The sequence below is a fragment of the Protofrankia sp. CiP1_Cm_nod1 genome (genome assembly GCF_920888515.1).
Taxonomy (GTDB): Bacteria; Actinomycetota; Actinomycetes; order Frankiales; family Frankiaceae; genus Protofrankia.
In genome coordinates, this window is the sequence record NZ_CAKKTM010000301.1 from 1 (window position 1) to 14,586 (window position 14,586).

Sequence of the window (14,586 nt, forward strand, 5' to 3'; positions counted from 1 at the left end):
CTCTACGGCCTGACGCGCAACGCTCTCGGGGTGCTGCTCCGCGTACGCGGCGACACGGCGAAAGAGGTGGAGCTCCTCGTCCTACGACACCAGGTGGCGGTGCTGCGGCGCCAGGTCCACCGTCCGACCCTGGAACCGGCAGATCGGGTAGATCCTGACGGCGTTGTCCCGGCTGTTACCCCGGACCCGCTGGGACGTTTTCTTCGTCACTCCGGCCACCGTGTTGCGGTGGCCGGAGTGACCTCCTCACCCGGAAATGGACCTATCCACGGAAGTCGCCCGGTCGGCCACCGGTCCGCCGCAAGATCCGTGATCTGGTTCTGCGCCTCGCGAAGAAGAACCCGACCTGGGGTCACCGGCGGGTGCGCCGTGAGGCGCCAATTGATCGAACAGGGCTGGGAGACCTTCGTCGCTGTCCTGTCATGGTAGGGCGGTGAAGCTGGGGGCAGCCTGATCCGGGAGGTGCCGGTGAGGGTGGCGGTCGACTTCTTCCACGCGGACTGCGCCGTGACGCTCCAGCGTCCGTACCGCTTGTTCGTCATGGAGGTCGGCTCCTGCTCCGTGCACCTCCTTGGGGCCCCGCCAACCCGGACGGGCCCTGGACCACCCAACAGATCCGGAATCTGCTGATGGACCTCGGCGACCGGGCGGCCGACGTCCAGGCCCTGGTCCGTGACCGCGCTGGGCAGGTCACCGCATCCTTCGACGCGGTCCTCGCCGACGCCGGCATCACCGCGGTCACGATCCCACCCCGAGCTCCCCGCGCGCTCCACCTCCAACCGCCCCGGCCCGACCACCCGATCACTGACGTCACGACGGGACACATCAAGCGTCGGCCCGTCCTCGGTGGCCTGATCAACTAATACGAACGAACGGCCTAAAACCCCAGGTCAACGCCGATAGCCGAGTTCTGGCACCCAACAGGTTCTACATAAGCCTCGTAGTATCTACCTGTAGCTTCGGGGTTTCTTTCTCAGGAATGACTGTCACTCGGGCCGAGTGTGGTGAGCAATGCCGTTAGCGCGACCCTCTCGCTGTTCGAGTTCGGACTCGTTGCCCGGAGGGCGCGCAGCACCGTATCAATCTTTCCGTCGATCTTGGTCCACGCAGCCTTGTCCTTCGGTTTCAGACGCGCTTCGGCGTTGTCCCACGCGATTTCGAGATCACCGATGCGGGCCGTAGCGCCAGACTGGTTGCCGGCGTTCAGGAGATCCAGCGTGTCCTGTGTGATTTTTCGGAACTTCGAGAGGTCTCCGAGGGGCGAGAGCTGTGCTGGCTGACTTCCGCCGGGGATCACTGCCTGGCTTGCGCCGGGGATCACTGTCTGGCTTGCGCCGGGGATCACTGTCTGGCTTGCGCCGGGGATCGACTGCACGGCGGCAGCCGAGTTTGACGTGTCTTCTTGAAGCGAGGACTTGCGCAAGAAGTATCCCGTCCCTGCGGCGATGAGGACGAGCGCCACGACGACGACTGTCTGCCACAAGCCTCCTCGTTCCATTGCCTCGTCAGTGTCAATGGCAGAGGCACTCGGGATGACATCGGCTTTCGTCACCGAGAAATAGGTAACGATGCCGAGAATGCCGGCCACGAAGATCAGGCTCGTCACCGTCGCACCCAGGCCCAGCCCGCCCTGGCCCGATGACTGAGAGAGGTAGTCACCGATCGATGCTCCAAGCGGGCGGGTCATGATGTAGATGATCCAGAAGGAGAGAACCGAGTTGAGTCCGAATCGCCATGCGACCGCAATGATGGCGATCAGCGATACCACGATGATTCCCGTCGCCAGGTAGCCGAGCCCAAGCACCTCGGCCATGAGATCGCCGGTCGCCGTGCCGAGCGCGAAGGTGACGAGAATCGTCAGCCAGTAGAACGCCTCTCGCCGTCTGGTGAAGATGGAATGAATGGAGAGCGTCTTCTCGATCAGGTACCACACGAGGAAGGCGAGAGCGAGAAGAACACCGAAAATCAGGGTGCTCGCTTCGAGTGGCAGACCGATACTGTCCGTGAGATTGTCGGTTACCAATGTGCCGAAGACGCTCACGAGCGCCACCGCCAGCCAGTACCTGCTCGGTATGTACCGATTCGCCCTGAATTGGAAGATCAGAGCGGCGACGAGCAGGACGCCTGTGACGACGGACGTACCGGTCAGACCGAGGTTCAGGTTGACGTTGAGGAAGTCAGCGGCCGATTCACCAACCGTCGTGCAGAGCACTTTGATGATCCAGAAGTAGATGGTGACTTCTGGAACTTTGTTAAGGAGTTGGCGATTTGGTGCGAGGGTGCGTGGTGAAGTCATGGGGATGCTCGGTGAAGTCATCGGGCTCTTTCTCGTTCTCGGTTCGGTCGCCGCGGCGGAAGAATCTGGGACGAGGGTGAGCCAAGCCGCGACTTGTCGGACATTAGGGCACGCCAGGCCAGCCATGGGTCGGACAGGGTAAGCGGGCGGGAAACTCTGTTAATGAGCAGCTGCGGAGTCCTGAGGCATCCGCCGCGTGGTTGGACTCGGGAGTGACAGGTGAGCTGCACGGACGCCTGCGTGGTGGATGCCGCGGTACCTGCTCGACTACAGGCAACCGCTGTCACCGGGGCAGGCGGTCGTGGTCGCTTCCCGCGCGGGCGTCGGGCCGCCGCCCGGGTCTGGTCTGGCGACGGTATTCCCGGACTACCGGAACGGCGGACACCACCACGATCAGCAGCGTGATCGGGATGATGTACCGGTCGATCGAGATGGACCGTCCAAGGGTGTAGCCGAGCAGGGTGACGCCGAGCGACCAGATCAACCCGCCGGCGACGTTGAACAGGGTGAAGGCCCGGGCCGGCACGCCCACCACACCGGCCACCGGGTTCATGAAGGTGCGTATGACCGGCACGAACCGCGCCAGGATGATCGCCTTTCCGTAGCCGTACCGGTCCAGGAACTCCTGGGTCCGTTCCACGTTCTCCTGTTTGAACAGCCGGGAGTCGGGTCGGTTGAACAGGACCGGGCCGGCCCGGCGGCCCAGCAGATAGCCCGTCTGTGCGCCCACCAGCGCCGCGACGGCCACCCCGGCCAGCACGGAGCCGATGTGGAAATGCGGCTGGCCGGCGGTAGTGCGGGTCGTGCTGTAGGCGCCGGCGAGGAACAGCAGGGAGTCACCCGGAAGGAAGAACCCGAGGAGCAGGCCGGTCTCGGCGAACACGATGACGGTCAGACCGGCAAGGCCGAACGTCGAGGCCAGTGAGGCGGGGTCAAGAATATTGAGTGCGAGTGGACCAGACAGCGCAGGACTTCCTTTCCATCGTTTCCGGCCGGATCCTGCCCGCAGTTGACCGTCTCACGGGCAGAGCGCCTCGGGGCCTGCGAAATCAGAATGAGAAGGGACCGAACCTCAGCACGGACACGAATCCGACGGCGAGACAGTAGAACGCGAACGGGGTGAGCGTCCGGGTTTCGAACCAGCGGCTGAGGAACCGCACCGACAGATAGGCTGCGACACCCGCGACCGCCGCCCCGAACAGGGTCTGCCCCCGTACCCCGTTGCCGAGCGGGCCGAACAGATCCGGCAGCTTGAGTAGGCCCGCAGCCAAGATCACGGGGGTGGCCAGCAGGAACGCGAACCGAGCCGCGTCCTCGTGGGACAGGCCGCGGATCAAACCGGCTACCATGCTCACGCCCGATCGGCTGATCCCCGGTGCGAGTGCGGCGGCCTGGGCGAAGCCGACAACAAGAGCGTCCTTCACAGAGAGCGTGGCCAGTCTCTGATCGGCAGCCAGGTCTGCGGCGGCGCCGACGGACAGCGGCGCCGGGTCGGCCGATCCCGGGGTGGCGCCTTCAGAAGCGCCCGTGGCGGGCGTCGGAGTCGGTTTCCCAGCGGTGAACCTGCCCGTGATCGGCGCTGCCATCACCGGAGCGGGCGCGGACCCGGGTCCGCCGGGCGCCGTGTTCCTCCGCCGCAGCCGCTCCCCAGCGAGCAGCACTCCACCGTTGACGGTCAGGAACAACGCTGCCGACAACGGTTTGCCGAGCGTGGTGCGGAAAGTGTGCTCCAGCAGGAGACCGCTGATTCCGACCGGAATCGTCGCGATAATCAGCAGCCAGCCGAGTCGCTGGTCGGATGTCTGGACCCGGCGGTCCCGTACCGATATCGTCAGACCACTGGTGATCCGGACCCAGTCGCGCCAGTAGAACGTGATCAGAGCGATCGCGGTAGCGACGTGTACGGCGACGATGAAGGCCAGGTAGGGCGACTCCGGCGCAGAGACGTCCAGGTCCCGCGCCCAGCTTCCACCGATCCACGCGGGGACGAGCACGCTGTGCCCGAGACTGGATACCGGAAACAGTTCCGTGATCCCTTGTAGGAGACCGATCGCGCCCGCCTCGACGAATCCGAAATGCCCCATCGGCGCCGTCCCTTCTTCCGGCGAGGCGTCAAGCCCGCCTGATTCCCGACGTGGCAGTCCGGCCGCGACTGTCTGCCCGCCGAGCGGCGGGTCGGTTCACGATGCCGAAAGGATCATGTGAAAACGGTGTACGCCGAGCGGGCGATCGGGGCCGTCTACGCTCTGAGTGGCCCCCGGCGTTAAGAGCGTGTCTCACGTGGGGAGTTTCTTCCAGCAGATCAGTGCGGCCGCGAGGGAGAGAAACCCGAGGAAGTTGCGGCCGTCGCGTTCGTAACGGATAGTCAGCCGGCGATAACCATCGAACCAGCCGGATGGGTCGGCCGCGCAGCGAGGTGCCAGCCCGAGGGCTGGTCCTTTTCCGCGCGGCCTCCCGCCGAACCGGACGTGATGGTTTCCCGATCATCCGGCTCTCCGGTGACTACTGCGTGAGCGGTGTAGCGGGCCGCCCCTTGTGGATCTGGCCGTGGCAGGTAGCGCAGACCACGAGTAAACGTTCAGGTTCTTTGTTGATGTTGCTGTGGGTGGCCGGCTCTCGAGCCGGGTTCGGTTGTTGGCTGACGCGTGGCGCAGCAGGTCTGGTGCGTGTGGTGATGTAGCGGGGTGCCCGCGCAGCCGGAGGAGATGCCCCTTGAGGGACTGATCGCCCTCGTGCGCGCGCAGGCGGAGTTGATCGGTGAGCTGCGGGTGACGGTGGCGGCGCAGGCCAGGGAGATCGCGGAGTTGGCGGCGAAGGCGGCTGACCTGGAACGGAAGGCGTCGCGGAACTCGCGGAACTCGTCGTTGTCGCCGTCCACGGACGACGCGATCCCGGGGCGGAAGCCGCCGGAGCCGCCGCCGGGCGGGACTCCCGGGGCGGCGGGCGGTGGCGGGGCGGGGAAGAAGCAGCGCGGCAAGCAGCCGGGCGCGGACGGGCTGACGCTGGCCTGGCGGGAGGACCCGGACCGGGTCGAACAGCACTTTCCGGGCGGTGCGTGTGGCTGCGGGGCGGCGCTCGCCGGGGCGACGGTGACGGGGGCCGCGCGCTCGCACCAGGCCCACGATCTCGAGCCGGCCCGGTCGACCGTGACCCAGCATGACCTTTACCCGGTGGTGTGCGGCTGCGGGCGTCGCCATGTGGCCGCCCGGCCCGAGGGGCTGTCCGCGGCGCCGGTGTCGTACGGGCCGGAGCTGCGCGCGCTCGCGTTGTACTTCCTGGTCCGCCAGCACCTCCCGGTCGAACGGACCCAGGAGGGGATCGTCGAGCTGTGTGGGGTGGAGGTCTCGACCGGCTGGCTGCATTCGCTGCTGGCGCTGGGCGCGGACGCGGTCGCCGAGGCGGTCGACGCGATCGAACAGCGGATCGCGTCCGAGAAGGTCGTCGGGTTCGACGAGACGCCGCTGAAGGTCGGCCCGAAGGGCGAGAAGCGCTACGTGCTCTCGGCCTCCACGCTGCTGTTCACCCTGTTCGTGCTGGGCCGCCGCGACAAGGCCAGCTTCCGGGCGTTCCTGCTCGGCCGGATGCTCGGGGTTGTCGTCCACGACCGCTACGCGTTGTACGACTGTGACGAGTTCACCGGGTTCCTCCACCAGCTGTGCGTCAGTCATCTGCTGCGCGACATCGAGGACACCGTCGAGACCTACCCGGGCGAGGTGTGGCCGGTCCAGCTCCGCCAAGCGCTGCGGGGCCTGGTCCACCAGGCCAACCTCGCCCGCGCGGCCGGGCTGGCCGAGGTCCCCGCCGCGCTGCGTGACCCGCTGCTCGCGGAGTACCGCGGCGCGGTCCGCGTCGGTCTCGCCGCCGTGCCCCCGGCCGCGAAGGGCGCGAAGCAGCCGGTCGGGCGCTGCCTGCTCGAGTGCCTGCGTGACCGGCAGCCCGACGTGCTCCGGTTCGTCTTCGATCTCGACGTGTGGCCGACGAACAATGCGAGCGAGCGCGACCTACGGCCGTTCAGGACGCAGCAGAAGATCTCCGGTCGGCTCACCTCCACAGCCGCGACTGCCTGCCGCCTGCAGATCGCCAGCTACCTGTCCACCGCCCGCAAGCACGGCATGTCCGCGATGCACGCGCTGCGCCTCGCGTTCCACGGCACGCCCTGGATGCCGCCACCCGTCGCCGTGCCCGCCTGACCGAACCGCCCACCTGATCCAGCCGCGCCGACCACCGGCGCGGCCCGCCGCCATGCCCGAACCACCACCTACAGCAAGATCTTCAAACCAGCTGAATGTTTACGCCGTGACCTACAGCGATGATCCTGGCGGTGACTGCCGGAAGGATGGCCCCGCCGCATCGCGACCAGCGGTCGTCCATCGGGCGTGGGTACTGTGAGGGGAGACACGCTGGTCCCGACGGAGTCGGATAGTGAAAGGCTTCCATGGGTACGGAAACACCTGAGCTCCATTCCACTCGTCCTGTTTCTGCGCTCAAGGGCGCGGCGTTCGCCGGTTCCTCCTGGCTGCGGGTGTTACTGGGGACCGGAGTCGCCACGACGGTGATCGTTCTGGGGTTTCTGCACCGTCCCGCTCTCGGCGTCGGCGAGAACAACCTGATTCATGCTGACCGGGAGTGGTTGGCTCTCGCGGTGCTCGCCACCGCGATGATCTGGGTTGCCGGCACGGTGACGCAGCTCGGTTCGATGTCGCTACGTCCATCGCTGAGGCGGCTGTTCGCGGTACAGATCGCCGCGTCGTTCACCAACCATCTGCTTCCGGCCGGGTCTGGCGGTATCGCGGTCAACGTCCGCTTCCTGCAACGGCATGGGATGAGCAGGAGCGCGGCCCTGGGAGCAGTGGGCCTGAACTCCCTCGCGGGCATGGTGACCCATCTGATCCTGCTCGCGGCCATGATCGGGCTGGCTCCGTCCGTCCTCACCAGCGTCGGTACACAGGTACGGTGGACGACATGGCGACGGCCTGTCACCGGCGTTGTCCACCGTCCCTGGATCGGGCTCGCATTGATCGCCGTGCTGGCACTCATGCTGGTCGTGGGGACGGTGGTGAACCGGCGCCGCGCGGGAACGTGGAGGAGAACGCTCACCACGCGCCTCACCTCCGCCCGGACCCACATGATGCGTGAGCTGACAGTGCTGGCCGGGGTCGTGCGGGATCCGGCCCGTGCCGCCAAGCTCTGGCTGGGATCGTTGTCGGTACCGCTGCTGCACGCCGTGATCCTCATCGCCGTGCTGCGCGCCGTCGGCGTTCCCGCCCCGGCCGGGACCGTGGTCCTCATCTACCTGGTCGCTTCCTCGCTGTCTGTGATCGTGCCATCGCCAGGTGGTCTGGGTGCGCTTGACGTGACCCTTGCTACGGGGCTCGTCGCGGTTGGGATCTCCTCACCGGCCGCAATCGGGGTGGTCCTCGGGTACCGGCTGCTCACGGTCTGGGTGCCGTTGATGCCCGGGGCGTGCGTCTTCGCGTTCCTCGTCCGCCGTCGGATCATTTGAGCCGGTATCCGGGGGTGGGGTCTGTCCGGGTAACGACTCTGCCAAGATTCCGGTGGTGACAGGCGGTCGCCGTGCGGGCATCGTCGGTACCGTGTGATGCCAGCGTGCGGAACGGTATGCCCGCCGCTGAAAATATTTGCCCCATGACTTTCCGCCGCACGGCACCGTCTACGCCCACCACGCGACCTGGCGGGACGAGGGTATCTTCGTTCATCTCAACTACAACCTGACCGGTCTGGCCCGCGTCAAGGAGGGCCGCAAGCCCGAACCGACCGCGTGCATCATCGACACCCAGAGCGTCAAGACCTCCACCGACGTTTCCCCCTGACCAGTCAGGGCACGGACCCCGGCAAGAAGACCGTCGACCGCAAGCGGGGCATCGTCACGGACACGCTCGGCCTGCTCCTCGCCGTGGCCGTCACCGCTGCGAGCCTGTCGGACAACGCCAGGGGAACGACTCAACCCGCCGCCGGGAACCGATTGTGGGTCAGCGCCGGCCGTACGTCGTTGGTCGCGATCGCGTACATCGCAGCGGTGCGCTGCAACACATCCGGCCAGGCCATCGGTGGTGGAACCGCCCGATTGTGGGCCGCGATGGCCTCTCTCTCAGCGGGGTCGGCGGCAAGCCGCACAATTGCCTCGACCATGCCGTCCTCGCTCTCGGCGAGGATCCCCTCATCGCCGTCACGGACAAATTCGCGTATTCCGCCTTCGGCCCTGGCAACCACGGGAAGGCCCGCGCAGCGGGCCTCGAGGGCGGCGATGCCGAAGGATTCCAGGGTTGCGGGTGCGACGAACAAGTCAGCCCGCCCGAACAGGGAGCGGATCCGAGCCCGGGACAACCGGCCCGGCAGGCTTACCCACTCGGTCATGCGGTGGAGGCGAAGGTATCGCTCCAACGATCGCCGCTGCGGGCCGTCCCCGACAACCACGGCGCGCAGACGAAACGTCGGCTCCAGTGCTCTGTGCGCCCTGTGGAGCATGCGCAGCAGTTGCCGGGGCCGCTTGCGAGGCGCCAGGCGCATGACCGCGACGACGACCACCTCGTCCGGGTCACGGGGCTTCGGAGCCACCTGCCATGCCGAAACGTCGATTCCGTTTGGCAGAACGAACACCGGCGCCGTGCCGACCAGCCGTCGCAGCGGTTCGGCGGCCACGTTGCTGACGGCCGTCCACACCACTGGCCACGATGACCACCCGAAACCGGTATCGAGGATCCGGAAGGCAGGCTCCAGGTGGGAGATCAGCGAATGCATTGTCACCACGGTAGGGGCGCTGCCCGCAGCCGCTATCGTCGTGAACGCCAGGGGGGAGATCAGGCCGGCGTGTACGTGGATGACGTCGTATGCCCTGTCCCGCAGCAGCAGTCGGCTGGTTCGCAGGGCGGCCGGATGGAGCATCGAGGGAAATGCGACCGTCTCGGTCAGGCGATGCACTCGCAGTCCGCCCGTGCGCTCCTCGGCCGGCCCTGGAGTGGAAGTGATTACCTCGACGGAGTGACCGACGGCCTGCTGACGCATGGCCAGGTCGTGGATGTGCATCTCGATTCCACCGAGTCGAGGCAGATAGAAGTCCGTGACATGGGCGATTCTCACGCGAAAGCTCCCCAGGTTGGCCGAGCCAGGCACATATCGGATGTCTTTCCTGGTGCAGACTTTGTAGATGCCTTACACACTGGTCTCGTTCCACGCACACCCCGACGACGAGGCGCTGCTCACCGCGGGAACCCTGGCGCGAGCCGCTGCGGAAGGTCACAGGGTGGTCCTCGTGGTCGCCACCGCCGGTGGATCGGGCCTCGCGTCCGCCGCGATGCTGGCCGGCTGTGATCTTACCGAGCGTCGCTGGGCCGAGTTGCTGCGCTCCGCCGCGGTGCTCGGGTGCGCGCGGGTCGAGTGTCTGGGCTACGACGACTCTGGGATGACAGAAGCACCCTCCGGGGCGGAGCGGGCGTTCGCCCGGCAGGACGTCGACGAGGCCGCCGCGCGTTTGGCGGACATCCTGCGTGAGGAGCGGGCGGACGTGCTGACCATCTACGACCCGGTCGGAGGCTATGGTCATCCCGACCATGTGCAGGTGCACCACGTCGGCATGCGCGCCGCCACGATGGCGGGCACCGCCGTCGTCCTCGAGGCCACAGTGGATCGAAGCCGGTTGCAACGCGCACTGCGGATCATCCATTACCTGCCTGGTATCCCCACGGACTTCGCTCCCGCCCGCCTCGCAGGCGCCTACACCGCCCCGGATGCGCTGACCCACCGGGTCGACGTGCGCCGCTACGTCCGACAGAAACGCGCGGCCATGGCGGCGCACGTCAGCCAGACCAGTGCCGACTCCGGCCTGCGAACGCTGACCGTGCTGCTCCGGATTCCCCGCCCGGTGTTCCGGTGGGTACTCGGTCGCGAATGGTATGTCGAGTATGGTCGGACACCCACAGAACCGCTCCTCGACAACATTTTCGCAAGCCTGGCGGACACTCCCGACCACACTATTATCGACATGACTAACAATTATGCGCATCAGAGCGAGGACGCTGTCGGAACCTGACGCTGAAGTAGCCCGGCGGATGGGTTCACCCTTCTCTGAGCACTGCTGCATAATTCCCCGGATTCGATGTGTGTGGCACTGGTGCAACGAAAGGACCGTTCCTCGACCATCTTGGCTCCCCGGCAGGTCAGAACAGGGTGAAGCGGGCATGGCAGCACAGTCCCGCCGTCATGCAGTAGAGGGCGAACGGGGTGAGGGACGGTTCTCGAAGTATCGGGCGAGGAACCGCACGGACAGGTAGGTGGCCACACCGGACAAGACTGTGCCGAACAACACTTGGGCACGGATACCGCTGCCGGGCGGGCCGGACAGATCGGGCAGTTTGAGTACGCTGGCCGCGAGGATGACCGGGATGGCAAGTAGGAAGGAGAAATAGGCCGCGTCCTCGTGGAACAGTCCGGCCATCATGGTGATTCCTGACCTGCTGACGCCCGGTGCCAGGGTGATGATCTGCGCTGATCCGACAACGAGCGCGTCAACCCGCGAAGACGGGACAACCGCTGGTCGGCGGCCACATCAGAATGCACAGCCCTGTCGGAATACGGTTCGGTCGACCGCAAGTCGGATGGGATGGCGGCGACGACGAGAAGCCATCCGAGCTTTTGGCCCAGCGTGTCCACTTCACAGTCCCGCAACGAGGTCACCGGGCCCCTGGCAATGCAGATCCAGCCCCGCTGGAAATAGATGATCAAAGCTACGGCGGTGGCGACGTGAAGGCTCACGATGAACGCCAGGTAGGGCGATTTGGGGGCGGACACGTTGAGGTCCCGCGCCCAGCCGCCGCCGATGACCGCCGGGATGAGGACGCTGTGGCCGAGGCTGGACACGGGGAACAGCTCTGTGATGCCCTGTAGAAAGCCGATGACACCGGCCTCGAAGAAACAGAGATGCGGCATGGACTCACTTTCGAAAGGATGCGACCGATGGGCCGGCTCGGGGCTCGGTAACACCTGACGCATGTGTCAGAACCGCACACTGGCACCCCGATCATGTGAATACCATGTGTAGAAGATGTAAGGTCGAAAAATGTAGTGTGTCGGCGGCTGATCACCCGTTCCCGACCTGGACGTGTCGCCGAAATCCCGACCGCCGCCTCGGGTGAGATTTTCAATAAACGCCCCAGGGAGGATTCGCGGCCCAGTACCGATTTTTGGACGTGCACGGCGGCCAGTTGGGAACCGGCTGCGGCGCAGGCGTCCAGATTCTCTCGGCCTCCGAGCGCGCAAAAAACCGCGATCGCTCGACAGCAACCATGCTGTTGTGGAGATGAAGGTAGGCCCTTCTGTATCGGCATGCAGGTGCTGGTGTCAAACCGCCACGAGTTGCTGTGGTGAATGAGCCATGGTGGTGAACGTCCGCGGAAAAGCCGTCGTGAGAGGCGGCAGGTATGAGCCAAGAAGGCGAACGAGAGTGAACCATCGATGACGTGTCGTTAAGCCAGGTGGCATCAAAACCAGGGCCTTAATGCTGCCCGGGATAAGTCAGAGGGAAAGCTGCCTACTGCTCCGGCGATGCCCGGCATGAAGATGGCGCAAGCTTGGCTTGGGCTCTGCAACGGAACAGGAGAACTCCTTGGCACGACATGGGTCCAGCGGATTGGAGCGGGAACCCACCGGGAGACCGGCAAGCGGCTAATCCGCGAGTCGCGGAGTACCAGGTGCAGGCCAGGAGGGCGGAGTGGGGCGGGACGCCAGCAACCCCGGCGCGACGTGGCACGATCTCGCAGGTGACCAGCACACCCGCCGCGACGCAGCACCTGCACGACCTCGCGCGGCTGCGCCGCGTCCGCGACCGGATCGACCGGGAATACGCGCAGCCGCTGGACGTCGAGGCGCTCGCCCGCGGCGCGCACATGTCGGCCGGGCACCTCAGCCGCGAGTTCCGGCGCGCCTACGGCGAGTCGCCATACGGCTACCTCATGACGCGGCGCATCGAACGCGCGATGGCGCTGCTGCGTCGTGGCGACCTCAGCGTCACCGAGGTCTGTTTCGCGGTCGGCTCCTCGTCGCTGGGCACCTTCAGCAGTCGCTTCACCGAGCTGGTCGGTATGCCGCCCAGCACCTACCGGCGCCATGCGACGCGCGCGACGGCGGGGATGCCGCCGTGCGTGGCGAAACAGGTGACCAGACCGATCAGGAATCGAGAAGCGCGGGTCACGGAGCCGCAGCTAGCGTGACCGCCATGGACATCACGATTCACGGGACCTTCCTCCCGCACGACGACCCGGACGCATCCCTGGCCTTCTATCGCGACACCCTCGGCTTCGAGGTCCGCAACGACGTCGGATACGGCGGGATGCGCTGGATCACGGTCGGCCCTGCCGACCAGCCCGGCACGTCCATCGTCCTGGAGCCGCCGGCCGCCGACCCCGGCATCACCGACGACGAGCGCCGCACCATCCTCGAGATGATGGCCAAGGGCAGCTACGCCCGCATCACCCTGGCCACCGCCGACCTCGACGGCACCTTCGCACGGCTGCAGGCCAGCGACGCCGAGGTCGTCCAGGAGCCGACCGCGCAGCCGTACGGCGTTCGCGACTGCGCCGTCCGCGATCCCGCGGGCAACCTCATCCGCATCAACGAGCTCCGCTGAGTCGTCCGGCGATCGCAGCCATGACCTGCACAGACGGCACCGCGAAGGAGCCCGCGCACGACGCCGGTGCCGGCCGCCTGGTGGCCACCGGCACCGACCTCGACGGCGACGTCCCCGAGCTGCTTCAGGACCGATGAGGCCGCCCCCCCCCCGCTCCCGCGCTCAGCGTCGTCGCGACACCGATCGTCGGCTCACCCACGACATCGATGTCTAGGTGGCCAGTGCCTCGGCGGACGGTGCGCCGTACCTGGTGTCGCTGTCCTTCGGCTGGGACGGCGAGGCGCTGCTGATGGCCACGCCGACGGACATCCCGACCGGCAGAAACCTGGCCGCCACCCGGGCCGTCCGGCTGGGGCTGGGCCACACCGCGACGTGTCCATGATCGAGGGCAAAGTCGAGGTCCTCGAGATCGACGCGCTGCCGCAGGAGCGGGGTGACCGGTTCATCGCGCGCACCGGCTTCGACCCGCGTGCGCTGGCCACCCCGTACCGCTGGTTCCGTATCTCCCCGCGCCGCATCCAGGCTTGGCGCGAGGTGAACGAGCTGTCCGACCGCGAGAGCTGATGCGCGACGGCCGTTGTTGGTCCGACGCCTCGGCGGGCGCGCCGCGTGGCCGGGGCCCGGAGGCTCCACGGGCCGAAGCGAAGGAGAACCAGACGTACTGCTCGAAGCTGGTCAGATCGAGCCAGGCGACACGACGGAGACCGCGAAGGCGGCCCCGCCTAACAGATGGAGACACGATGATCATGGCCACGAGGACGGACCCGCAGTCGCCTGCGCTGCACGTTGCCGACAGCCACGATCTGCTCCGCGTGCAGGGCGCGCGCGAGAACAACCTCAAGGACGTCAGCGTCGAGATCCCGAAGCGCCGGCTGACGGTGTTCACCGGCGTCTCCGGCTCGGGCAAGAGCTCGCTGGTGTTCGGCACGATCGCCGCCGAGTCGCAGCGGCTGATCAACGAGACTTACAGCGCCTTCGTGCAGGGCTTCATGCCGACGCTGGTGCGGCCCGAGGTCGACGTACTCGAAGGGCTGACGACCGCGATCATCGTCGACCAGCAGCGGATGGGTGCCAACGCCCGCTCCACCGTCGGCACCGCCACCGACGCCAACGCGATGCTGCGCATCCTCTTCAGCCGGCTCGGGCAGCCGCACATCGGCTCACCCAACACGTTCTCCTTCAACGTCCCCTCGGTCCGCGCGAGCGGGGCGATCACGATCGAACGCGGCGCCGGCAAGACCGTGAGACAGACCTTCACCCGCACCGGCGGCATGTGCCCGCGCTGCGAAGGCCGGGGCACGGTCTCCGATATCGACCTCACCCAGCTCTTCGACGACTCCAAGTCGCTCGCGGAGGGCGCGATCACCATCCCCGGCTACAAGGCGGACGGCTGGTGGACAGTGGGGATCTTCACCGAGTCGGGCTTCCTCGACCCGGACAAGCCGATCCGCAAGTACACCAAGACCGAGCTCCACGACTTCCTCTACAAGGAGCCGGTCAAGGTGAAGATCAAGGGCGTCAACCTCACCTACGAGGGCCTGGTCCCCAAGGTGCAGAAGTCGTTCCTCTCCAAGGACCCCGACGCGCTGCAGCCGCACATCCGGGCGTTCGTGGACCGGGCGGTCACCTTCACCACCTGCCCCGAGTGCGA

Annotated in this window: 9 protein-coding genes and 6 pseudogenes; 9 read left to right on the forward strand and 6 right to left on the reverse strand. The window is 66.7% G+C overall.

The features are described 5' to 3' along the window. Positions 1–863: pseudogene (locus tag NBX02_RS23190) on the forward strand (hypothetical protein); the annotation flags it as partial. 110 nt (positions 864–973) lie between these two features. On the opposite strand, the gene NBX02_RS13520 reads toward NBX02_RS23190, so the two are convergent. The 4 genes and pseudogenes from NBX02_RS13520 to NBX02_RS23195 all read right to left on the reverse strand — a co-directional run. Then, on the reverse strand, positions 974–2,317 hold the full coding sequence (locus NBX02_RS13520) for a COG4705 family protein (protein ID WP_250285356.1): 1,344 nt from the start codon (positions 2,315–2,317) through the stop codon (positions 974–976). Positions 2,318–2,579: 262 nt separating this feature from the next. After that, complete coding sequence (locus NBX02_RS13525; protein WP_445548418.1) at positions 2,580–3,260, reverse strand: DedA family protein; 681 nt, start codon at positions 3,258–3,260, stop codon at positions 2,580–2,582. Positions 3,261–3,345: 85 nt separating this feature from the next. Further along, on the reverse strand, positions 3,346–4,380 hold the full coding sequence (locus tag NBX02_RS13530) for an undecaprenyl-diphosphate phosphatase (RefSeq protein WP_250285354.1): 1,035 nt from the start codon (positions 4,378–4,380) through the stop codon (positions 3,346–3,348). A 192-nt stretch (positions 4,381–4,572) separates the two neighbouring features. Further along, positions 4,573–4,686, reverse strand: a pseudogene (locus NBX02_RS23195) (transposase); the annotation flags it as partial. Between the two features lie 294 nt (positions 4,687–4,980). On the opposite strand from NBX02_RS23195, the gene tnpC reads away from it, so the two are divergent. The 3 genes and pseudogenes from tnpC to NBX02_RS13545 form a co-directional block, all read left to right on the forward strand. Then, positions 4,981–6,486, forward strand: a complete 1,506-nt coding sequence (tnpC, locus tag NBX02_RS13535) for an IS66 family transposase (RefSeq protein WP_250291603.1) — start codon at positions 4,981–4,983, stop codon at positions 6,484–6,486. A 245-nt stretch (positions 6,487–6,731) separates the two neighbouring features. Beyond that, the gene (locus tag NBX02_RS13540; RefSeq protein WP_250285352.1) at positions 6,732–7,799 is read left to right on the forward strand and encodes a lysylphosphatidylglycerol synthase transmembrane domain-containing protein; all 1,068 of its coding nucleotides are present in this window, start codon (positions 6,732–6,734) and stop codon (positions 7,797–7,799) included. A 130-nt stretch (positions 7,800–7,929) separates the two neighbouring features. After that, positions 7,930–8,252: pseudogene (locus tag NBX02_RS13545) on the forward strand (IS5/IS1182 family transposase); the annotation flags it as partial. Positions 8,253–8,257: 5 nt separating this feature from the next. Here the strand turns inward: NBX02_RS13545 and NBX02_RS13550 are convergent. Further along, positions 8,258–9,340 (reverse strand): glycosyltransferase family 4 protein, encoded by a 1,083-nt coding sequence (locus NBX02_RS13550; protein ID WP_250291604.1) that lies wholly within the window; start codon positions 9,338–9,340, stop codon positions 8,258–8,260. Between the two features lie 121 nt (positions 9,341–9,461). Here NBX02_RS13550 and NBX02_RS13555 point away from each other — a divergent pair, with 121 nt between their 5' ends. Continuing rightward, positions 9,462–10,343: a PIG-L family deacetylase gene (locus NBX02_RS13555; protein ID WP_250291606.1), complete on the forward strand. Its 882-nt coding sequence runs from the start codon at positions 9,462–9,464 to the stop codon at positions 10,341–10,343. 127 nt (positions 10,344–10,470) lie between these two features. Here the strand turns inward: NBX02_RS13555 and NBX02_RS23200 are convergent. Beyond that, a pseudogene (locus tag NBX02_RS23200) lies at positions 10,471–11,239 on the reverse strand (undecaprenyl-diphosphate phosphatase). Between the two features lie 830 nt (positions 11,240–12,069). Between NBX02_RS23200 and NBX02_RS13570 the strand changes: the two are divergent. The 4 genes and pseudogenes from NBX02_RS13570 to NBX02_RS13590 all read left to right on the forward strand — a co-directional run. Further along, positions 12,070–12,519 carry a helix-turn-helix transcriptional regulator gene (locus NBX02_RS13570; protein ID WP_250285347.1) on the forward strand — a complete coding sequence of 150 codons (450 nt, stop codon included), beginning with the start codon at positions 12,070–12,072 and terminating at the stop codon, positions 12,517–12,519. Positions 12,520–12,524: 5 nt separating this feature from the next. Next, a complete protein-coding gene (locus tag NBX02_RS13575) occupies positions 12,525–12,935 on the forward strand; it encodes a VOC family protein (RefSeq protein WP_131790616.1) in 411 nt (136 codons plus the stop codon). 133 nt (positions 12,936–13,068) lie between these two features. Continuing rightward, a pseudogene (locus tag NBX02_RS23205) lies at positions 13,069–13,513 on the forward strand (pyridoxamine 5'-phosphate oxidase family protein); the annotation flags it as partial. Positions 13,514–13,675: 162 nt separating this feature from the next. Next, positions 13,676–14,586, forward strand: a pseudogene (locus NBX02_RS13590) (excinuclease ABC subunit UvrA); the annotation flags it as partial.